This window comes from Pseudomonas umsongensis, assembly GCF_002236105.1.
Classification (GTDB): Bacteria; Pseudomonadota; Gammaproteobacteria; order Pseudomonadales; family Pseudomonadaceae; genus Aquipseudomonas; species Aquipseudomonas umsongensis.
This window is the reverse complement of the sequence record NZ_NIWU01000001.1, coordinates 2,034,489-2,055,755: the sequence shown is the minus strand read 5'-3', so window position 1 is coordinate 2,055,755 and position 21,267 is coordinate 2,034,489. Positions and strand designations below refer to the sequence as shown.

At 62.3% G+C, this 21,267-nt stretch carries 20 protein-coding genes; 12 read left to right on the top strand and 8 right to left on the bottom strand.

From position 1 onward, the window contains the following. Positions 1–4 precede the first annotated feature (4 nt). Both nosP and nahK read left to right on the top strand, forming a co-directional pair. Positions 5–1,168: a nitric oxide-sensing protein NosP gene (gene nosP / locus PSUM_RS09300; RefSeq protein WP_020801027.1), complete on the top strand. Its 1,164-nt coding sequence runs from the start codon at positions 5–7 to the stop codon at positions 1,166–1,168. Continuing rightward, positions 1,098–3,731, top strand: coding sequence for a hybrid sensor histidine kinase/response regulator NahK/ErcS' (gene nahK, locus PSUM_RS09295; RefSeq protein ID WP_083349402.1), 2,634 nt, complete (start codon positions 1,098–1,100; stop codon positions 3,729–3,731). The genes nosP and nahK overlap by 71 nt, the downstream gene beginning before the upstream one ends. A 119-nt stretch (positions 3,732–3,850) precedes the next feature. Here nahK and PSUM_RS09290 read toward each other — a convergent pair whose 3' ends face one another. From PSUM_RS09290 to PSUM_RS09265, 6 genes are all read right to left on the bottom strand, one after another. Continuing rightward, positions 3,851–4,516, bottom strand: a complete 666-nt coding sequence (locus tag PSUM_RS09290) for a response regulator transcription factor (RefSeq protein ID WP_008056546.1) — start codon at positions 4,514–4,516, stop codon at positions 3,851–3,853. A gap of 56 nt (positions 4,517–4,572) precedes the next feature. Continuing rightward, positions 4,573–5,130 (bottom strand): PQQ-dependent catabolism-associated CXXCW motif protein, encoded by a 558-nt coding sequence (locus PSUM_RS09285; RefSeq protein WP_033044204.1) that lies wholly within the window; start codon positions 5,128–5,130, stop codon positions 4,573–4,575. A 127-nt stretch (positions 5,131–5,257) separates the two neighbouring features. Further along, on the bottom strand, positions 5,258–6,049 hold the full coding sequence (locus PSUM_RS09280) for an ABC transporter permease (RefSeq protein WP_020800562.1): 792 nt from the start codon (positions 6,047–6,049) through the stop codon (positions 5,258–5,260). Continuing rightward, a complete protein-coding gene (locus PSUM_RS09275) occupies positions 6,046–6,777 on the bottom strand; it encodes an ABC transporter ATP-binding protein (RefSeq protein ID WP_083349401.1) in 732 nt (243 codons plus the stop codon). The genes PSUM_RS09280 and PSUM_RS09275 overlap by 4 nt, the downstream gene beginning before the upstream one ends. Next, positions 6,774–7,733 carry a YVTN family beta-propeller repeat protein gene (locus PSUM_RS09270; RefSeq protein WP_020800564.1) on the bottom strand — a complete coding sequence of 320 codons (960 nt, stop codon included), beginning with the start codon at positions 7,731–7,733 and terminating at the stop codon, positions 6,774–6,776. The genes PSUM_RS09275 and PSUM_RS09270 overlap by 4 nt, the downstream gene beginning before the upstream one ends. A 28-nt stretch (positions 7,734–7,761) precedes the next feature. After that, positions 7,762–8,946: an ABC transporter substrate-binding protein gene (locus tag PSUM_RS09265; protein ID WP_083349400.1), complete on the bottom strand. Its 1,185-nt coding sequence runs from the start codon at positions 8,944–8,946 to the stop codon at positions 7,762–7,764. 157 nt (positions 8,947–9,103) lie between these two features. Between PSUM_RS09265 and PSUM_RS32350 the strand changes: the two genes are divergently transcribed. Genes PSUM_RS32350 through PSUM_RS09255 form a run of 3 tightly spaced genes read left to right on the top strand, consistent with a single transcriptional unit; the run spans position 9,104 to position 11,126 of the window. Further along, the gene (locus PSUM_RS32350) at positions 9,104–9,226 is read left to right on the top strand and encodes a hypothetical protein (protein WP_020800566.1); all 123 of its coding nucleotides are present in this window, start codon (positions 9,104–9,106) and stop codon (positions 9,224–9,226) included. 2 nt (positions 9,227–9,228) lie between these two features. Beyond that, a complete protein-coding gene (locus tag PSUM_RS09260) occupies positions 9,229–10,491 on the top strand; it encodes a sensor histidine kinase (RefSeq protein WP_083349399.1) in 1,263 nt (420 codons plus the stop codon). Further along, entirely contained in the window at positions 10,488–11,126 is a 639-nt protein-coding gene (locus PSUM_RS09255; protein ID WP_033044193.1) for a response regulator, read from the top strand. The genes PSUM_RS09260 and PSUM_RS09255 overlap by 4 nt, the downstream gene beginning before the upstream one ends. Positions 11,127–11,256: 130 nt before the next feature. Here the strand turns inward: PSUM_RS09255 and PSUM_RS09250 are convergent, their stop codons facing one another. Next, positions 11,257–11,904 carry a pentapeptide repeat-containing protein gene (locus PSUM_RS09250; RefSeq protein ID WP_083349398.1) on the bottom strand — a complete coding sequence of 216 codons (648 nt, stop codon included), beginning with the start codon at positions 11,902–11,904 and terminating at the stop codon, positions 11,257–11,259. Between the two features lie 96 nt (positions 11,905–12,000). Further along, a complete protein-coding gene (gene exaA / locus PSUM_RS09245; RefSeq protein ID WP_083349397.1) occupies positions 12,001–13,893 on the bottom strand; it encodes a quinoprotein ethanol dehydrogenase in 1,893 nt (630 codons plus the stop codon). A gap of 254 nt (positions 13,894–14,147) precedes the next feature. Between exaA and pedF the strand changes: the two genes are divergently transcribed. The 7 genes from pedF (at position 14,148) to pqqA (ending at position 21,265) form a co-directional block, all read left to right on the top strand. Next, the gene (gene pedF / locus PSUM_RS09240) at positions 14,148–14,609 is read left to right on the top strand and encodes a cytochrome c-550 PedF (protein ID WP_020800571.1); all 462 of its coding nucleotides are present in this window, start codon (positions 14,148–14,150) and stop codon (positions 14,607–14,609) included. A gap of 3 nt (positions 14,610–14,612) precedes the next feature. Further along, on the top strand, positions 14,613–15,488 hold the full coding sequence (locus tag PSUM_RS09235; RefSeq protein WP_020800572.1) for a substrate-binding periplasmic protein: 876 nt from the start codon (positions 14,613–14,615) through the stop codon (positions 15,486–15,488). A 9-nt stretch (positions 15,489–15,497) separates the two neighbouring features. Then, positions 15,498–16,259 carry a quinoprotein dehydrogenase-associated SoxYZ-like carrier gene (locus tag PSUM_RS09230; RefSeq protein ID WP_083349396.1) on the top strand — a complete coding sequence of 254 codons (762 nt, stop codon included), beginning with the start codon at positions 15,498–15,500 and terminating at the stop codon, positions 16,257–16,259. Positions 16,260–16,275: 16 nt separating this feature from the next. Further along, entirely contained in the window at positions 16,276–17,214 is a 939-nt protein-coding gene (locus PSUM_RS09225; RefSeq protein ID WP_033044232.1) for a quinoprotein relay system zinc metallohydrolase 1, read from the top strand. Positions 17,215–17,388: 174 nt separating this feature from the next. After that, on the top strand, positions 17,389–19,164 hold the full coding sequence (locus PSUM_RS09220) for a PQQ-dependent methanol/ethanol family dehydrogenase (protein WP_083349395.1): 1,776 nt from the start codon (positions 17,389–17,391) through the stop codon (positions 19,162–19,164). A 264-nt stretch (positions 19,165–19,428) separates the two neighbouring features. Then, positions 19,429–20,949: an acetaldehyde dehydrogenase ExaC gene (gene exaC / locus PSUM_RS09215; RefSeq protein WP_033044683.1), complete on the top strand. Its 1,521-nt coding sequence runs from the start codon at positions 19,429–19,431 to the stop codon at positions 20,947–20,949. A 244-nt stretch (positions 20,950–21,193) separates the two neighbouring features. Next, a complete protein-coding gene (pqqA, locus tag PSUM_RS09210; RefSeq protein ID WP_003253598.1) occupies positions 21,194–21,265 on the top strand; it encodes a pyrroloquinoline quinone precursor peptide PqqA in 72 nt (23 codons plus the stop codon). Positions 21,266–21,267 lie beyond the last annotated feature (2 nt).

The window sequence follows — 21,267 nt, the reverse complement described above, 5'->3', positions numbered from 1 at the left end:
GACGATGCAGCAGGTCCAGAACGAAGGGATCGTCAGTGCGATGTCCCAGGCCACCGATCCGCAGCAGGTGGCGCAGGAGCTGGCGCGGCAGTTGCTGCATCCGCACCTGGGCTTCGTGCTGTTTTTCTGTTCCGCCGAGTACGATTTGCAGGGGTTGGGCCAGGCGTTGCAGCAAGGCTTCGGCGGCATACGCCTGGCGGGTTGCACCAGCGCCGGGGAAATCACTGCGCAGGGATATGGGCGCAATTGCGTGACGGCGGTGGGTTTTGATCATCGGTACTTTTCCATCGCCCTGGAACTGATCGACGAGATGGAGCACTTCAGCCTGATCGACGCTCAGCAGATGGTCGAGCGCCTGGTCAACGGCTGTCGCAGCAACACCCTGGCACCCATCAAGGGCAACAGCTTTGCCCTGACGTTGCTTGATGGCCTGTCCAGCCGCGAAGAAATGGTCCTGGCCGCCTTGAGTGCGGCGCTGGGCGACATCCCGCACTTTGGCGGCTCGGCCGGAGACGACAACTACCTGACCCACACCCATGTCTACTCAGGCGGCGGTTTCCACAGCGGCGCGGCGGTGGTGGTGCTGGTCAATACCTGGCTGGACTTTGAAGTGTTCACCACCCACCACATTCTGCCGCGAGCGGAGAAACTGGTGGTCACCGGCGCGGACAGCGCCTCGCGGCGGGTCTTCGAACTCAACGCCGAGCCGGCCGCCGCCGAGTACGCCCGGCACATCGGCGTGCCGGTGGGCCAACTCGACCACCGGGTCTTCGCCGCGCACCCGTTGGCGGTGCGGATCAACGAGCAGTATTACGTGCGCGCCATCCAACAGGTTCATCCGGACCTGAGCCTGAGTTTTTACTGCGCGGTGGAGAACGGCATCGTGCTCACCGCCATGACCCCGGGCCCGCTGCTGCCGAATCTGCAGAGCCTGTTCGACGGCTTGCAGCAACGGCTCGGCGATCTGTTGCTGACCATTGGTTGTGACTGTTTCCTCAGGCGCCTGGAGTTGGAGGACAACGGCAGCCTGGAGCAGATCGGCAGTTTTTTGCGCGAACAGCGGGTGATGGGGTTCAACTCCTACGGAGAACAGTTCAATGGCATGCACATCAACCAGACCTTCACCGGCGTTGCCATTGCACGCGGCCGGTCCCGTGGACAGCGCTGAACTGCGGGCGCAAATCGCCGTCCTGCAAAACGACAATCAGAAACTGCAACGCATCAATGCGGCGCTGATCGAACGCATCGAGTCCGGCATCACCCGCGGCAACGATCCGTACGCAGCCTTCCAGCATTCGGTGGTGCTGGCCGAGCAGGTGCGTGAACGCACCGATGCCTTGAACCAGGCCATGGCCGAACTCAAGGCGGGCAATCATTTGCTCAGCGACGCGCGCCTGCGTGCCGAAACGGCCCATCAACACCTGATCGATGCCATCGAGAGCATTTCCGATGCCTTCGTGCTGTTCGATGCCGAGCAGCGCATTGTCCTGTTCAACAGCCGCTTCAAGGCGTTCTGGAGCAACAGCCGGGTACGGATCAATGCCGGCATGCGTTTGACCGAGGTCAAGCGCCTGATGCAGAGCAACGGGTTGTTTACCGAAGAGCCTCGCGGGCATGCCGACGAAAACCTGCTGTACCGCCTGCAGGACGGTCGCTGGCTGCAAGTCAGCGAACGGCCGACCCAGGAAGGTGGGCGGGTGATCCTGTTTACCGACATCACCGACGTCAAGCTCAGCGAGACCGTGCGCCGGGAACAGGCGGTGGCGCAGAAGTCGCACTTGCTGCAACGGGCGGTCGACAACCTGTCCCAAGGGGTGGCGATGGTCAATGCCGAGGGCATTCTCGAACTGTGGAACCGGCGCTTCCTCGAGCTCAGCGGCTTGGCACCGGTGGCCGCCCATCGGCCCTTTGCCGAAGTCATAGCCGACAGCGAACTGACCCTGCTCACCCCGGCCAGTCGCGGTCCGAATGGGCGCCCCGTGCAGGAGTGCGAACAGCGCCTGTGCGACGGCCGGGTCCTGGAAATCCGCACCCATCCGTTGCCCACCGGCGGTTTCGTCAACACCTTCACCGACATCACCGAGCGCTACCAGCACGCCGAAGCCCTGAGCGAAAGCGAGCGCTGGATTCGCTTGATCACCGACCATGTGCCGGCATTGATCGCCTACCTCAATGCCGATCTGGTCTACGAGTTCACCAATAAGGTCTACGAAGAATGGTACTGCTGGCCGCGCGGCGTGATGCTCGGCCAGAGCCTGCGCGAAGTGCACAGCGAGCAGCATTACCAGCGCCTGGAGTCCTACGTGGCCCGAGCGCTGGCCGGGGAGAGCGTGACCTTCGAATTCGCCGAGACCAACGTCAACAACCAGGAGCGCTACATGTTGCGCTCCTATGTGCCCAATCGCCTGGCCAGCGGCGAGGTGGTGGGGATCTTCGTGTTGATCCGCGACATCACCGAGCGCCGCCGTACCGCCGAGGCGCTGCACCAGGCTTATCAGAATCTCGAACTGCGTGTGCGTGAGCGCACCGCCGAACTGACCCATCTCAACGACCAGTTGCTGCGCGAAATCGAAGAACGCCGCCGGGTCGAATCACGCTTGCGTGAGGCCAAGCTGGAAGCGGAACAGGCCAACCTGTCGAAAACCAAGTTTCTCGCCGCCGTCAGTCACGACCTGCTGCAACCGCTGAATGCCGCGCGGTTGTTCACCAGTGCCTTGCTGGAGCGACGCGAGCCGATTGCCAACGAGAACCTGGTGCGCAATGTCAGCAACTCACTGGAAGATGTGGAGAGCCTGTTGGGCACCCTGGTGGATATTTCCAAGCTCGATGCCGGTGTGATCAAGGCCGATGTTGCGCCGTTCGCCTTGAGCGAACTGCTGGAAAACCTCGCCGCCGAATACACCCAGGTGGCGCGCAGCGAAGGCCTGCAACTGCATTTCATCGCCTGTTCGGCCCTGGTACGCAGCGACATCCAGTTGCTGGCGCGCATCCTGCGCAATCTGTTGAGCAACGCTATTCGTTATACCTACAGCGGTCGCGTGGTGCTGGGTTGTCGGCGTCATGAGCAAAGCCTGTCGATTCAGGTCTGGGACAGCGGGATGGGCATCGCTGAAAATCGCCTGGAAGAAATCTTCCAGGAGTTCAAGCGCGGTGATGTGCAACGCCCGGATCAGGACCGTGGCCTGGGCCTTGGCTTGGCGATTGTCGAGAAAATCGCCGGCATTCTCGGCCACCGCATTCACGTGCGTTCGTGGCCTGGCCGGGGCTCGATGTTTTCAGTGGAAGTGCCGATCAGCGCCACCGCACCCAAGCCATTGCCGAACCTGCTGATGAGCGAGCCGATGCTCGAACGGCTGCGCGGCGCGCGGGTCTGGGTGCTGGACAACGACGCGACCATTTGCGCCGGGATGCGCACGTTGCTGGAAGGATGGGGGTGTCGCGTGGTGACGGCATTGTCGGAAGAGGACTTGGCACGGCAGGTGGACAACTACCATGCCGGCGCCGACCTGTTGATTGCCGACTATCACCTGGACAATGACCAGAACGGCGTCGATGCCGTCGCGCGGATCAATGCTCGCCGCGCTTGTGCGATCCCGGCCATGATGATCACCGCCAACTACAGCAATGAACTCAAACAGCAGATCCGCGAACTGGGCCATACCCTGATGCACAAACCGGTGCGGCCGATGAAGCTGAAGGCGGCGATGAGTCATCTGCTCGCCAGGCCTTGAGGTCTGATCGTTCCCACGCTCTGCGTGGGAATGCAGCCCGGGACGCTCCGCGTCCCTTTAAGAGCCGAACGCGGAGCGTCCGTTGAGGCGTTCCCACGCAGAGCGTGGGAACGATCAGGTCACCGGCGCAGATAAGATCCGAAATCGATATCCCCGGCACTCAGGATCGCCTGCACGCGGTTGTGCACGTTGAGCTTGCGCAGGATCGCCGAGACGTGGGCCTTCACCGTGGTTTCGGCGATTTCCAGGGTATAGGCGATCTGTTTGTTCGATTCGCCCTTGGTCATGCGCTCCAGGACCTGCAGTTGCTTGCGGGTCAGGGCCTGGAGCAGTTCCGGCGGGAAGCTCGGGGCATCGTTCATCCGCCGGTGCGTGCTGCTTTTTGCGGTGCGGATGATGTCCGGCGGCAGGTAGACATTGCCGTTGAGGATCTGCTGGATCGCTTCGGTCATCTGCGCACGGGGCGAGGATTTGGTGATGAAACCCACCGCGCCGTAAGTGATGGCTTGCAGGACGATCTGTTTGTCCTGCTCGGCGGAGACGATGACCACGGGAATGGTTGGCGCTTCGTTGCGCAGGTTGATCAGGCCATTGAGCCCGTGCATGCCGGGCATGTTCAGGTCGAGCAGGATAAGGTCCAGGTCATCGTGTTCCTGGGTCAGCGCGAGGGCACTGTCGAGGTCGGCGGTCTCCATCACCTCGCTACCGGCAAAGCCATCGCTGATGACGTTGTGTATGGCTTCGCGAAACAGCGGGTGATCGTCGGCAATCAGAATTTTGTACATGGCCTTTCACCTCATTATTTTGATTATGGTGTGGCAACAACACGCACGCGTAAAGCTCAGGGAAAGGGTTCGGGCTGGGCTGGCGTGACCGGTAGCCTGGCAGCCTGCCAGGCGTCGAGGCCATCGCGATACCAATACAGTGATTTATAGCCCAGGCTGGCCGCGCGTTTGACCGCATTCCAGCTCAACCAGCAATCGGAGCGGCAGTAGAAGACCAGCGGTTGCGTCGGGTTGCCGGCCGTCAGTTTTTTCAGGTTGTCAGCGAAATACGCCTGCCACTGCGGCGTCAGCTCACCGTCGCCCGTGTTGGCCAGCCAATGGCTGCCGGGCAGGTTTTCGTGGAGTTGGTCTTCGATGAAGCGGCCTTGCAGCCATTGGCGGCGGTAGACGTCGATCAGCACCGGGCGCGGGTCCTGTTCAAGCAGATTTTGCAGGATGGGTGTATCGATGATGGTCGCGTCCTGCATCACGTCCGGCGTAGGGCTGCGGTACAGGTCGATGCGATAGCCGTCATGGGAAAACAGCGGGGTTTGGGCGTGTACACCGCCCAGCCACAGGCTCAGCGACAACGCAGCGAGTGTGGGACGCAACAGGTGACGTCGGGCACGCGGCATGGGGTAGGTCCTTATAGTTATGAACCCATTACATGCCAGTCGCGCTGCGTTGGGAATGCGACGATAGACAGGTAAAACCAGTACTAAAGTAGTAAGTTTTCTGTGGCGAGGGGATGATCAGGGAGTGTCAGCTGGATTTGCGCAGGGCCGCGTGTTGTGGGTTGAAGGTGAGCACGGCGAGCAGGGCGAACAGCAGGGTCAACCCTACGCACACCGCCAGCGCCAGCGGATTGAATCGTTCGTACAAGGCAAAGCGCACCAGTTCCACCGCATGGCTGAACGGGTTCACCGCGCATAGCCAGTACAACCACTCGCTGGCTTCGCGCATTTTCCACAGCGGATACAGCGCCGAAGACAGGAAAAACAGCGGGAAGATCACGAAGTTCATTACCCCGGCGAAGTTCTCCAACTGGCGGATCGCGTTCGACAGCAACAGGCCCAGTGCGCTGAGCATCAACGCCACCAGCAACAGCGCCGGCAGGGCAACCAGCAAACCCATGGCTGGCGGTCGCACGCCGTAGAGCCAGGCGATCGCCAGGAAGGCATAGACCTGCAGCAGCGAGATCAGCGAGGTGGCCAGCAGCTTGCTGCACAGCAGGAAGGTTCGGGGCAGGGGGCTGGTAAGCAGTACGCGCATGCTGCCCATCTCGCGGTCATAGACCATCGACAGTGACCCTTGCATGCCGTTGAACAGCAGGATCATGCAGGCCAGTCCCGGGATGATGTAGACCTCATACGGAATGTAGGTGTCGTAGGGTTCGATGATGGCGATTCCCAGTGCCGCGCGAAACCCCGCGGCGAACACCAATAACCACAGCAACGGCCGCACCAGGGCGCTGAGAAACCGCGTGCGTTGCAGTACGAAGCGCAGCCACTCGCGCAGGACGATACCGCGCAAGCATTGCCAGTAGGCGTTCATTGGGCAGCTCCTGGAGTGGTCAGGCGAGTGAAGGCCGAGCCCAGGTCGCCACCGTATTCCAGGCTCAGTGCGTCGGCCTGTCCGCTGGCTACCAGGCGGCCCTGGTGAAGGATCAACAAGTCATCGCCGGGCTGCACTTCGTCGAGCAGATGAGTGGTCCAGAGCACGCTGATGTGCTGCTCGTGGCACAGCGTGCGAATGTGCAGGTTGAGCGCCAGGCGACTGGCCGGATCGAGGCCGACGCTGGCTTCGTCGAGCAGCAACAGACGCGGTTCATGCAACAGCGCGCGGGCGATTTCCACCCGGCGGCGATGGCCGCCATTGAGTTCGCGCACCCGTTCGCCACGGCGCTCGTCCAGGGCCTGGCGAGCCAGTTCCGCATCGACCCGCAAGCCGGTCTCGCGGCGGGACAAGCCATGCAGCGCGGCGTGAAAACGCAGGTTCTGCTCGACGCTCAGGTCCAGGTCCAGGGTGCTTTGCTGGAACACCACACCCAGCTGTTTCAGCGCCGGACGCGGGGCGCTGCGCAATGAACAGCCGCCGACCCGGATATCGCCGTGCTGCAGGTCATAGAGGCGGGTGAGCAAAGCGATCAGGGTTGATTTGCCGGCGCCGTTAGGCCCCAGCAGCGCGGCGAAACGCCCGGGTGCGAGGCTGAAATTCACCTGGCGCAAGGCCTCCCGAGGCCCGTAGGCAAAACTCAGGTCGCTGACTTCCAGGGCGTTCATGGGGTCACCACCACGCCCCAGGGATAACGTCCGACCTTCACCGATTTGCTGACCTTGAGGTTGTCGACATCGATCACCGAGACATCGCCGCTGACGCCATTGGTGGCGAGCAACTGCTTTTGATCGGGGGTGAAAGCCAGTTGCCAGACACGTCGGCCCACCAGCAGGTAATCGAGGATCTCGAAAGTCTTGGCGTCGACGACCGCCACGTGGTTGGCCGGGCCCAGGGCAACGAAGGCGTACTTGCCGTCGGCGCTGAGCTTGATGCCCACCGGCTGCACTTTGTCCGGGTGCACGCCCTTGATCTGGAAGTTCAGGGTCTTGAGGATGTTGCGGTGGGCGACGTCGAGAATCGTCACCGTGCCACCGATCTCCGCCGAGGCCCAGAGCTGCGAACCGTCGTTGTTGAATTCGACGAAGCGCGGCCTTTGATCCACCAGCGTGCTGTCGGCCAGGGTCTGGGTGCTGGTGTCGATCCAGTGCAGCATGTTGGTGGTTTCGCTGGTGTTGACCGCCCACTTGCCGTCAGGGCTGACGGCCATGCCTTCAGGCTCGACACCGACGTTGATCTGCCCGAGGACCTTGGACGTCTCGGTGTCGATCACCGTGACCAGCGCATCGTCTTCGTTGGAGACGTACAGCCAGCGATTGTTAGGGTGCAGGGCGAATTGCTCGGGGTCTTTACCCGAGGGCAGTTCCTTGATGATCTTGCGGGTGGCCACGTCCATCACCTGGACCCGGTCCGAGTCGCTGGCGCAGATGTACAGCAACTTGTTGTCATGGGACAGCAACAGGCCACGGGGGCGCTGGCCGACAGCGAGGGTGTCGGTGACTTGCAGGGTCTGCATGTCGATCAGGCTCAGGCTGTTGTCCTTTTCATTGGAGACCCAGGCGGTGCTGGCGGCGGCATGGCCCGTGGCGAGCAGCAGGGCGCAGGAAATCAGAGTGCGGCGCATGGCAGTTTCCTTGTTGTAGTTGTTGTATTCAGGGAAAGCGGCAACTGACCTCGGGCTTGTCGTAACCCAGGCTGTCCATCTCGTTGAAGGGGTGCAGGAAGCCGTCCTGGGGTGAGGTGCTGACCAGGGCCCGCGGCTGCACGATCGGAATCGGTTGGCGCAGTTGGCCGTTCCACGGGCGGTAACTGAGCTTGCGTCCCTTGAAACCGTCCAGCGGCAATTGATCGCTGATTTCCAGGTCGCGGATGGCCATCGGCTCGGTTTGCCGCGACTTGCTGACGGCGCTGGCGATGCTGCGCACGGCGATCCAGGCCGCAAAGTCACGGTCATTCATCCAGCGCCCGGCCAAGGCTTCGAAGCGTTTCTGTAGTTGTGCGGCGCCATAGGTTTCCACGGTCTTGTGCCAACCCACCGGGGTCAGGCCCTGGGTACCGGCAACCGGCCGCGGGTACCAGGTCTGGTACGGCACGTACTCACCGAAATCACCGCGCTCATCGGCCACCAGCACCACGTCGTATTCGGCGGTCTGGGTGAACAGCGGCATGTCGGCCTGGGCGCTGCGCCGTTGATCGTTATCGAAGCTCCAGGGTTTTTCCGCCACCAGTTGCAAGCCAAAGCGCTTGGCCGCGCGGCGCAGGGCCGCGGCATAGGCTTGATCGTCGCCGGTCGGGCCAACGATCAGCAGCGCCCGCTGCCATTTGCGCACTACCAGAAATTGCGCCAACGCGTCGGCGAGCATCGCCCGGCTCGGCAGGCTGTGTAGCACGTTGGGCAAGCAATCGGTGCTGCGCAGGCTGTCGTCGGGGCTGCCGGCATTGAACAGAAGGCTATCGGGCAGCGCTGCACTAAGTTGGCGCAGGCTGCTGGCAGGTGCGTTCACCACGAACAGGCGCAGGCCTTGGTCGTGCTGGTTTTTTGCGGCGCTGAGCAAGGCTTCGGGACTGTCGACACTGGCGCTGACCAGGCTGTAGGCGTGATTGAGAAAACGCCCGGTGCTGTTGCTGTCGGTGATCGCCAGTTCGGCGCCGCGCAACCCGGCGTCGCTGGGTTCGGGGATGACGTTCGACAGCAGCGGGCCAGGGTCCGGGCGATAGCCCAGGTAGCCGATCCGTACCTGCAACGGCGCGTCCGCCGCCTGGCTTTGGGTGACCAGCCCGGCGGCGCAGGCAATCGCCAGCAGGTAGATCAGGGCGTAAGGGGCAAGCTGGCGCATAGGGCACTCCATTACAGGTAGCGCCAGCATAGGAAGCCCATGCCGCCGGGGAAATATGCAGAAAGTACCAAGCAGCCAGTACCAAGGTAGTAGCCCGCGCCGGGCGGCGCGGTTTTAGCATGATCAACAACGGCCACTGCTCTGGAGGGGATTGACCATGCGTATCGTCAAGGCACTGCTCCTGCCGTTTTTGCTGATCCTGACCCTGATCGGCGTCGACCGGCTCCACGGCTCGCGTCCCGTGGCGTTGCAGGTCATGCCCGCGACACCGGGGCGCTAGGCATGTCAGCCCTGTGGCGGATCAATCTGTGGGTCTGCGGTTTTTTTGCGCTGGTGACCCTGGCTTGCATGACGTTGTTGGTGCATCAAGCGCTGCAGGACGTGGAACGTGAGCTGCAATCGGCCGAAGCGGTGGTCGAGTACCTGAGCGAAACCGCCGAACGTGACCCGATCAGCCTGCAACCGCGGCTGACCCAAGGCCTGCGCCACGTCCGCGTACGCTGGCTGGGGCCGGAGGAACAGCCACCGCTAGCCGTGCAAAGTGGGCTCGATGCCTGGCTGGGCCGCCTGCTGTTCGCCGAAGTGCGTCATGGCGCCAGAATCCTCGCTCTGGCGGATGGCCGACGGGTGCAGATTGCGCTTGATCCACGGGATGAAATCGACGAAGTCTGGGACTCCGTGCAACAACTGCTCAGCCTGTGTGCGATGGCCCTGGTGGTCAGTCTGCTGACCATCCGCTGGGCGGTGCGTCGTGGCATGGGTCTGCTCGATGAGCTGCTGCGGGCGTTCCAGCAGGTGTGTGCCGGACAGCTCACAGTGCGCCTGCGTCCAGAAGGGGGGCCGGAGGCGCGGCAACTGGCGACGCATTTCAACCGCATGACCGTCGCGCTGGAACAGGCTGGTAGCGATAATGCCCGGCTGACCCAGGCCTTGCTGGCGGTGCAGGAACAGGAACGTACCCAGCTGGCCCAGACCCTGCACGACGATCTCGGCCAGTACCTGGCCGGGATCCGTGCGCAGGCGTGCCTGTTGCGCCTGGCGGCCGATCAACCGCAGACCGTCGAGCGCACGATGCGCGAACTGGAGCACAACTGCGAACACCTTCAACAAGGCTTTCGGGCCCTGGTGCACAACCTCTATCCGGTGGTCCTGCAACACTTGCCGTTGGCCGAAGCCATCACGTTGCTGGTGGAGCAATGGCAAGGCCGGCAGGGTATTGATTGTCGGCTGCGGCTCAGTGCGCAGTTACCGGCGCTGTCGGGGCCGGACAAAACCCATCTGTACCGATTGCTGCAAGAAGCCCTGACCAACATCACCCGGCATGCCGACGCCAGTCAGGTGCGGGTGCGCCTGCAACATCACGGCGCACGCTTGCGCCTGCTGGTGCGCGATAATGGTCGCGGTGCGGAGCAACCACAGCGCCCCGGTGTCGGGCTGTATTCGATGCGCGAACGCGCCTGCAGCCTGGGCGCTGAGTTGCGCATCATCAGCCAGCCCGGCGCCGGTTGGGCGCTAACCTTGAGCGTGCCTTTGGAGGTTTCATGAGTATTCTGCTGGTCGATGACCATGCGGTAGTCCGCCAGGGCTACGCCAGCTTGTTGCGAGCCCTGATGCCGGCGATGGAAGTTCGCGAGGCGGCAACGGGCGAGGAGGCGTTGCTGCGGGTTCAGGACAGCGTGCCGCACCTGGTGATCATGGATTTCGGCCTGCCGGGTATCAGTGGCCTGGAAACCACTCGGCGGCTGCGGCAACGCCTGCCACAATTGCGGGTGCTGTTTTTCAGCATGCACGATGAACTGCCGCTGGTGCGTCAGGCACTGGAGGCAGGGGCATCGGGATATTTGACCAAGAGCTCGGCGCCAGAAGTGTTGATCGAGGCGGTGCGGCGCGTGCTCGCAGGCCATGCCTACATCGAACAACCGCTGGCCACTCAACTGGCCTGCCATCGCCAGCAGGACGCCAGCGACCCGCGCTTGCAGAGCATGACCCAGCGCGAGCTGGAGATTTTCGTGATGCTCGCCAAAGGCACCCCCACGCGGCAGATCGCCGAGCAGTTGAGCATCAGCAGCAAGACCGTTTCCAATCACCTGACGTTGCTCAAGAGCAAGTTGCAGGTGAGCTCCCATGCCGAGCTGGTGCATCTGGGGATTGATATGGGGGTGGTGCGCAAGGCGGGCTGACGCGGGATTGATGATCGTTCCCACGCTCTGCGTGGGAATGCAGCCCGGGACGCTCCGCGTCCCCAAAAGCGTGACGCAGAGCGTCACAAGAGGCGTTCCCACGCAGAGCGTGGGAACGATCGGTACCCGGTCACCTGTCCCATGTCGTCGGGCACCCCGTGCAGCCCTCCATGTTCGCATCCTGGAAATTCGCATAATGCTGGCGCGAGCCGCCGAGGTTGGCGTTTTCCAGGTTGCTTTCGCCCAACTTGGCCTCTTGCAGGTTGGCGTCGCTGAGGTTGGCGCCCTTGAGATCGGCCTTGCTCAGCCAGGTCATCTCCAGATCGGCGGCGCCCAGGTTGGCGTTGTGCAACCTGGCCCCGGACAGCCGCGCGAATTGCAGGTCGGCGGCGCTGAGGTCGGCGTTCTCGAATTGCGCGCCCTGGGCGAACAGCCCCCAGCCCTGGATTGCCACCAGCGTGGCGCCGGTGAAATCAGCCAGGCGCACATTGCTTTGTTGCAGGCTGGAGCGGGTCAGGTTGGCGCCCTGTAGCCGGGCCTGTTCCAGATTGGCCAGGTCGAGGCGGGCGTGGCGCAGGTCGGCCTCGCGCAGGTCGGCACCGCTCAGGTTCATGTTGCGCAGGTCCTGGTTACGCAGGTTGGCGCCCTTGAGTTTGGCGCCGGGGCATTGGCTGTGTTCGGCGATGGTGCAGCCGTTGATGATCAGTGGGGTGTCGCCGCCGTCGTCGGCGTGGACCAGTTGCAGGGTCAGTAGAAGAAACAGCGGCAGGTATTTCATGGCAGGGTTCTCTTGGGAGTGAGATTGCCGAACGGACGCAGAGCGTCCGGGGCTGCATTCCCACGCAGAGCGTGGGAACGATCAGGTGTTGGGGTGTTATTTTTGCGCGGTCTGGTTATCCCAGCTCGGAATCTTGAACACCCAGAACGATCCGCCTTGAGCCACCGGCTTGGTCAGCTCCGCCATGTCGCCGCCCCACAACGGCACCGCGCCGCCGTAGCCCACGGTCACGCCGATGTACTGCTCGCCGTCCTGCTCCCAGGTGATCGGTGGGGAAACGATGCCGCTGCCGGTCTGGAATTTCCACAGTTCCTTACCGGTCTTGGCATCGAAGGCCTTGAAGAACCCGTCGCCGGTACCGGTGAACACCAGGTTGCCCTTGGTCGCCAGCACGCCGGCCCACAGCGGCAGGTGTTCCTTGTGCTCCCAGACCACTTTGCCGGTGGTCGGGTTCATCGCCCGCAACGTCCCGACGTGATCGTCGTACATGCGCTTGATGCGGAAACCCATGCCCAAATAGGCCGAGCCTTTCTTGTAGTTGACCTCTTCGGTCCAGTATTCCTCTTTCCACTGGTTGCCCGGGATATAGAACAGCCCGGTGTCCTGGCTGTAGGCCATGGGGTTCCAGTTCTTGCCACCGAGGAACGGCGGCGAGACTTCCACGGGCTTGCCCTTGGTTTCCCCCGGCAACGGCTTGGCCGGACGCTGGCCTTCGTTTTCCACCGGGCGGCCGGTCTTGAGATCGATGTGGCTGGCCCAGGTGATGTTGTCGACGAAGGGGAAGGCGTTCTGCAATTTGCCGTTGTTTCGGTCGACCACATAGAAGAAGCCGTTGCGGTCGGCGTGGCCGGTGGCCTTGACCGTTTTGCCGTCCTTGTCCTTGTAGTCGAACAGCACCAATTCGTTGTTGCCGGAGAAGTCCCAGGCATCGTTCGGCGTGTGCTGGTAGAACCATTTCACTTCGCCGGTGCTCGGGTCGACGCCGACCTGGCCAGAGGTGTAGAGGCTGTCGTAATCGTGTGGGTTGCCGTCCTTTGAGGTACGCGCCCAAGTGTTCCACGGGCCTGGATTACCGGCGCCGACGATGATGGTGTTGGTTTCGGCATCGAAACTGGCGCTCTGCCAAGGTGCGCCGCCACCATGGCTCCAGGCTTCGACCTTGCCGGTTTCGGTGGTCGGATCGTTCGGCCACGACGGCGCCTTGACGTCGCCGGTGGGGGTGCTGTCCTTGCCGTTCAAGCGGCCCATATGGCCTTCGACGAAAGGCCGCATCCAGACTTCCTCGCCGGTGTCCGGATCCCGGGCGAAGAGCTGGCCGACCACGCCGAACTCGTCACCGGAACTGCCATGGATCAGCAGCACCTTGCCGCTGGTCTTGTCCTTGATCAGCACCGGCGCGCCGGTCATGGTGTAGCCCGCGGCGTGGTCGCCGAACTTCTTGTTCCACACGACTTTGCCGGTGTTCTTGTCCAGGGCGATCAGCCGAGCATCTAGGGTGCCGAAGTAGATTTTGTCGCCATAGATCGCCGCGCCGCGGTTGACCACGTCGCAGCACGGCCGAATGTTGTCCGGCAGGCGATGGTTGTAGGTCCACAGGCGCTTGCCGGTCTTGGCATCGAGGGCGAATACCCGCGAATACGAGCCGGTGACGTAGACCACGCCGTCGCTGACGATCGCCTGGGATTCCTGGCCGCGCTGTTTCTCGTCGCCGAAGGAGTAAGACCAGGCCGGAGTCAGCTTGAACACGTTCTTGTCGTTGACCTGGGCCAGTGGGCTCCAGCGCTGGGCGTTAGTGCCCATCCCGTACTGCAGCACGTCCTTGGTGGTCAGGTGATCGTTGGCAATATCTTCCCAACTCACGTTACGGGTGGCGCTGGCCGGTGCGGTCTCGGCGAATCCGGCAGGGCTCAGGGACAGGCTGCCGACCAGCAAAAAAGCGTGTACGGCGACGGTCAAGGGGGAAAGGGCGGGTAGCGATCTTATTGTCATGGTTGCAGTTCCCAGTGGAGGTTTTGACCTGCACAGGGTGGGGCGCCGGGGCGGACGGCGGATACGGAAAATGTCCCGCCGTTGCCGGGAAAACTTCCCATGTGCCACCTGATTTAGGTGTCCCTCCAAGGCCTTACTACCAAGGGATTAGGCGCCGACCACCAAAGCAGCATGGGGTGCATGCCACGGGGTTTCTAAGATGGCTGCCATAGCCTCTGCCAAGAGGTCTTGCGTGCAATCCTGAGGGCATAACAATGACAACAAAACGCAACGCCTTGCTCGTGACCGGGCTGCTGGTCGGTCTTATCAGTGCGGGTTCCGTCTGGGCCCACGGCAATGTGGTGCCGCAGGCCGTCGCCACCCAGGGCCTGACACCGATCAAGGATGCCGGCGTACCGCTCGATGCCGATGGCTGGGCAGCGGTGAACCCTTACCGTACTTCCCCGGAACATGATAAGGCGGTGGAAATCGGCGCGTCGGCCTACAACCAGAACTGCGCGGCCTGTCATGGCCTGGAAGCCAAGTCCGGTGGCATCGCCCCCGATTTGCGCATGCTCGATGTCGCGGATGCCGGTGATGAGTGGTTCGTCGAACGAGTACGCCACGGCGCGGTGCGTGATGGTCGGGTCTACATGCCGAAAATGGCTGATTACCTGAGCCAGGAAGCCCTGTGGGCGGTGCGTACCTATCTGGACAGCGTCCACGTCGAGGAGTGACCCATGCGCCTGCTCGCGGTGTTGATCAGCGCTGTGTGGCTGTGCTGCCAGTCGGTGCAGGCGCAGGTTCGCAACTATGACGAAATGATCGCCGCCGGTGAGCTGAAAGTGGCGGTCTACAAGGACTTCGCCCCCTACAGTTTTGAAGACGCGGGCCAGCCCCGGGGCGTGGACGTGGAACTGGCCCAGGCGCTGGCCAAGGCCCTGGGTGTGCGTTTGACGCTGATCTGGGCGCCCGCCGGGGAAAAGCTCGACGATGACCTGCGCGATTACATCTGGCGTCCCAGCCCACTGCACAATCAGCAACTGGCCGACCTGATGATGCGGGTGCCTTATGACCGCGATTACGCGCAGAAACGCAACGAATTCGGCGAGATGGAAAACGGCCATGTGGTGATGTTCGGCCCTTACCAGAACGAGCAATGGCAAGTCGCTTACGACCGCCGCCGGCTGGACAAGGTCGCCAGTGTCGCGGTGTTTGAACAGCACCCGATCGGCGTCGAAGTCGACAGCGTGCCTTCGTTCTACCTGACCTCGGTGTTCAATGGCATGCTCGCCGGCAAGACCCGCCACTACCCGGGCGTGCCTCAGGCGTTTGCGGCGATGAAGGCCGGTGAGGTCGACGCCGTCATGGCCATGCGTGGCGAAATCGACTGGCAGGTGCACGAAGCCGCCGACCCGCAATTGGCCCTGGCAGAAAACGCTTACCCGAACATGGGCAAGCAACTCTGGGAGATCGGCATGGCCGTCCACGAAAGCAACCGGCAACTGGCCTATGCCGTGGAGGAGGCGCTGGAAAGCCTGATCCGCGAGGGTTCGGTGAAAACCATCTACGGCCAGTACGGCTTGCGCTACGACGTGCCCGAAATGTACCAATAGGAGCAGGCGATGAATTGGCAAAGGAGTTGTCTGTTGGCCTGCTGTTTGAGCCTGGCGGCCCATGCGGGCGCTGTCGATCCCGGCAAAGACCCGGTGCCGTCGGTGATGTGGGCCTTCTATCACAAGCAAATGCTCGGTGAGGCGCCGTTCGTGTTCGATGAGCGGGTCAAGCTGCTGGCGCCACCGTTCGCCGAAGACGCACGTCAAGTGCCGCTGGAAATCGATGCCCGAGCCTTCAAGGGCGAAGTGGTCAGGATCCTCGCCTGGGCTGAACTCAACCCCTTGCCGAAAATCGTCGATTTCCAGCCGCTCAGTGGCGTGCTGCCATGGCTGTCGATCCGCATCCGCGTCGAACAGGCGACGCCTTTGCGCGCGGCGGTACTGACCCGTGACGGCGTGTGGCATGTGGGGTCGACCCTGATCGACGCCGCGGGTGGCGGCTGTACCGCGCCAAGCATGGTGCGCACTGAGGCGGGTTGGGAAGAGCATGTCGGTGAGGTGCTCGGCGGTCGTTATCCTCGTGGTGAATTCAGCCGCGTGCGCGTGCAGGTAGCGCATCCGATGGACAACGGGATGGTCAGTGGCATCCCGGAATTTTTCCTCGAACATGCCGAGCTGCGCGATCAGCACGATCAACTGCTGGCCCGTCTCGAACTGTTCCCCGCCGTCAGCGAAAACCCCAGCCTGGCCTTTGATATCGAAGGGGCAGGGCAGACGCGCCTGTTGCTACGCGATAACAGCGGCAACCAATTCGATGCGTCGATCCCCTGAATTCAAGGAGCCTGTCATGCGCTGGATGCTGCTGTTGTTGCTCGGCCTGGGCCTGCCAGCCATGGCCGATCTCGAATATTCGCTCAAGCCCAGGCAAATCGCCGAAGACACCTGGTTGCTGGAAGGCAGCACCGATAATTTTGCCAAGGACAATGGCGGCAACATCGTCAACACGGCATTCATCGTTACCGAGCGCGGCGTGGTGGTGATCGATACCGGGCCGTCCAGGCGTTACGGCGAGGCCATGCGCCGGGCCATAGCGGCGACCACCGACAAGCCGGTGATCCAGGTCCTGTTGACCCATCATCATCCTGATCATGTGCTGGGCAACCAGGCGTTTACCGACGTGCCGATCGGCGCCCTGGCCGGCACCACTGAGTTACTGCAAAAGCAGGGCGATGCCATGGCCGAGAACATGTACCGGCTGGTGGGCGACTGGATGCGCGGTACCGAAGTGGTGTTGCCGAACCGGGCGCTGGCGCCTGGTGTGGAAAGTTTTGGGAATCACGATCTGCGCCTGCTGAGCCTGGGTGGGCATACGGGTGCGGATCTGGCTATTCTCGACCAGCGAACCGGCGTGCTGTTTGCCGGCGACCTGGTGTTTTATCAACGGGCACTGACCACGCCCAACAGTCCGGGGCTGTCGGTGTGGCTGGCCGATATCGCGACTCTGCAGTCTTTGCCGTGGAAACTGATCGTGCCCGGTCACGGCCCGCTGGCCAGTGATCCGCAACCCTTCGCACAGATGCGCGATTACCTGGGCTGGCTCGATCAATTGATGCGCGACGGTGCGGCCAATGGTAGCGACATGAGCGAGATGATCCGCAGCCCGATTCCCGAACGGTTCGCCGGGATCAGCCTGAGCCGCTACGAGCTGATTCGCAGCGTCAGTCATTTGTACCCGCGATACGAGCGTGCGCAGATGACGCGAGTCGATTCCGCCGCCAGCAACTGATTCGATCGTTCCCACGCGGAGCGTGGGAATGATCATTTCAACACCCAACCCTGTACCAAGGAACTAGGAATCTCCACATTGCGGGCAATTGTTGTCCGGGCGGCGGCGCCCAAGAATCTGCACCAGACCGGGAAAATTTCCCGGAAATAACAAAAAACTGCAGAGGAAGCCGTCATGACTCAACCCGCACGTCGCCAGCCCTTCGTCTTGAGCCTGTTGCTCAGTGCCATGCTGTTGTCCGGTCAGGCATTGGCCGGGGTTTCCGACCAGGACATTCTCCAGGACCCCAAGAACCCCGAGCAGGTCGTGACCAACGGCCTGGGTGTGCAGGGGCAGCGCTACAGCCCGCTGGATATCCTCAATGTCGACAACGTCAAGGAGCTGCGACCGGCGTGGGCCTTCTCCTTCGGCGGGGAAAAGCAGCGCGGTCAGCAAGCGCAACCGATGGTCAAGGACGGTGTGATGTACATGACCGGCTCCTATTCACGGGTATTCGCCGTGGATGCACGCACCGGCAAGAAACTCTGGCAATACGACGCGCGCCTGCCGGATGACATTCGCCCCTGCTGCGACGTGATCAACCGTGGCGTCGCGCTGTACGGCGACCTGGTGATCTTCGGCACCCTCGACGCCAAGCTCGTGGCGCTGAACAAGGACACCGGCAAGGTGGTCTGGAGCAAGAAAGTCGCCGACCACAAGGAAGGCTACTCGATCAGCGCCGCGCCACTGGTGATCAACGGCAAGCTGATTACCGGCGTGGCTGGTGGCGAATTCGGCGTGGTGGGCAAGATCGAAGCCTACGACCCGAAAAACGGTACTTTGCTATGGTCCCGGCCGACGGTCGAAGGCCACATGGGTTACGTCTACAAGGACGGCAAAGCCGTGGAAAACGGCATCTCCGGCGGCGAGGCGGGCAAGACCTGGCCGGGAGACCTGTGGAAGACCGGTGGCGCGGCGCCTTGGCTGGGCGGTTATTACGACCCGGAAACCAACCTGCTGTTGTTCGGCACCGGCAACCCGGCACCGTGGAACTCGCACCTGCGCCCTGGCGACAACCTGTACTCGTCGTCGCGCCTGGCGCTCAACCCGGACGACGGCACCATCAAGTGGCACTTCCAGAGCACGCCCCACGACGGTTGGGACTATGACGGCGTCAACGAACTGGTGTCGTTCAACTACACCGAGGGCGGCAAGGAGATCAAGGCGGCGGCCACCGCTGACCGCAACGGTTTCTTCTACGTGCTCGATCGCACCAATGGCAAATTCATCCGTGGCTTCCCGTTCGTGGACAAGATCACCTGGGCCACCGGCCTGGATAAAAACGGCCGGCCGATCTACAACGAAGCCAGCCGTCCTGGCGCACCGGGCACTGAAGCCAAGGGCAGCTCGGTGTTCGTAGCGCCGGCATTCCTCGGCGCGAAAAACTGGATGCCGATGGCCTACAACCGCGACACAGGGTTGTTCTACGTGCCGTCCAACGAATGGGGCATGGATATCTGGAACGAAGGCATCGCCTACAAGAAAGGTGCGGCGTTCCTCGGTGCCGGCTTCACCATCAAGCCATTGAATGAAGACTATATCGGCGTGCTGCGGGCGATCGACCCGAAAACCGGCAAGGAAGTGTGGCGGCACAAGAACTTCGCGCCGCTGTGGGGCGGGGTGCTGACCACCAAGGGCAACCTGGTATTCACCGGCACGCCGGAAGGTTTCCTGCAGGCGTTCAACGCCAAGACCGGCGAGAAGGTCTGGGAATTCCAGACCGGCTCCGGCGTACTCGGCTCGCCCGTGACCTGGGAAATGGACGGCGAGCAGTACGTCTCGGTGCTCTCCGGCTGGGGCGGCGCCGTGCCGCTGTGGGGCGGCGAAGTGGCCAAGCGGGTGAAGGACTTCAACCAGGGCGGCATGCTCTGGACCTTCAAGCTGCCCAAGGACCTCGTCGCCAAGCACTGATCCGAATCCGCCACATAACCCCTGTGGGAGCGAGCCTGCTCGCGATGGTCGTCAACGATGACGTGGGGTGTCTGGTGCCCCGCGGCGTTCTCAGGTTCATCGCGAGCATGCTCGCTCCTACAGGGGGAGGGGGCGGTGTGAAATATACGACCAAATAACGAGAGTCCCTCCTGCCAACGATGCATTCGTCTGGCACTCGGGGCTCTCTAGTATCGGTTCATCGCCTGTCGACACGACAGGCATCGACCCAGACAGAGGCCCACCATGATCTACGCCCAACCCGGAACACCTGGCGCCGTCGTTACTTTCAAGCCACGCTACGGCAACTTCATCGGCGGCGAATTCGTCGCGCCGGTCAATGGCGAGTACTTCACCAACACCTCGCCGGTCAACGGCGAAGTGATCGCCGAATTCCCGCGCTCCAGCGCCGCCGATATCGAGAAGGCCCTGGACGCCGCCCATGCCGCCGCCGATGCCTGGGGCAAGACTTCGGCCCAGGACCGCTCCCTGGTGCTGTTGAAAATCGCCGACCGCATCGAGCAAAACCTGGAGATCCTCGCCGTCACCGAAACCTGGGACAACGGCAAGGCGGTGCGCGAGACCCTCAACGCCGACGTACCCCTGGCGGCCGACCATTTCCGTTACTTCGCCGGCTGCATCCGCGCCCAGGAAGGCGGCGCCGCCGAGATCAACGAGCTGACCACTGCCTATCACTTCCACGAGCCATTGGGCGTGGTCGGGCAGATCATTCCGTGGAACTTCCCGCTGCTGATGGCCGCCTGGAAACTCGCGCCAGCGCTGGCCGCGGGCAACTGCATCGTGCTCAAGCCCGCAGAGCAAACGCCGCTGTCGATCATGGTCTTCGCCGAATTGATTGCCGACCTGCTGCCGGCGGGTGTACTGAACATCGTCCAGGGCTTCGGTCGCGAAGCCGGCGAGGCCCTGGCCACCAGCAAGCGTATCGCCAAGATCGCCTTCACCGGCTCGACCCCCGTCGGCGCCCACATCATGCATTGCGCCGCCGAGAACATCATTCCGAGCACCGTCGAACTGGGCGGCAAGTCGCCGAATATCTTCTTCGAAGACATCATGAACGCTGAACCCGCGTTCATCGAAAAAGCCGCCGAAGGCCTGGTACTGGCGTTCTTCAACCAGGGCGAAGTCTGCACCTGTCCGTCCCGGGCACTGGTGCAGGAATCGATCTACGAACCGTTCATGGCCGAAGTCATGAAGAAGATCGTCAAGATCAAGCGCGGCAACCCGCTGGACACCGAGACCATGGTCGGCGCCCAGGCATCCGAACAGCAATACGACAAGATCCTTTCGTACCTGACCATCGCCCAGGAGGAGGGCGCCGAGCTGCTCACTGGCGGCGCGGCCGAGCGCCTGGAGGGTGACCTGTCCAGCGGCTATTACATCCAGCCGACGCTGCTCAAGGGCCACAACAAGATGCGCGTGTTCCAGGAAGAAATCTTCGGGCCGGTGGTGGGTGTCACCACCTTCAAGGACGAAGCCGAAGCGCTGGCCATCGCCAACGACAGCGAGTTCGGCCTCGGTGCCGGTCTCTGGACCCGCGACATCAACCGCGCGTACCGCATGGGCCGGGCGATCAAGGCTGGGCGCGTGTGGACCAACTGCTACCACCTGTACCCGGCGCATGCGGCGTTTGGTGGCTACAAGAAGTCCGGCGTCGGCCGGGAGAACCACAAGATGATGCTCGACCACTACCAGCAGACCAAAAACCTGCTGGTGAGCTACGACATCAATCCGCTCGGGTTCTTCTAACTCACTGACTGCACATAAACCCCTGTAGGAGCTGCCGCAGGCTGCGATCTTTTGATCTTGGAATTCACAATCAAAAGATCGCAGCCTGCGGCAGCTCCTACAGGGGTTTATGTGTGTTTCATGTATACGTTTACCCCCTACCAAAGCCCCCCCAAACCTCCTTCGAAAGTAGCATTCGGGCGCCCGGCGCCCCGTGCATTAATGGCTCTACCGGAATCGCCCGGCACAAGAAGAGGAATGACCCATGTGGACTAAACCCGCGTTTACCGATCTGCGCATTGGCTTCGAAGTGACGATGTATTTCGCCAACCGTTGATT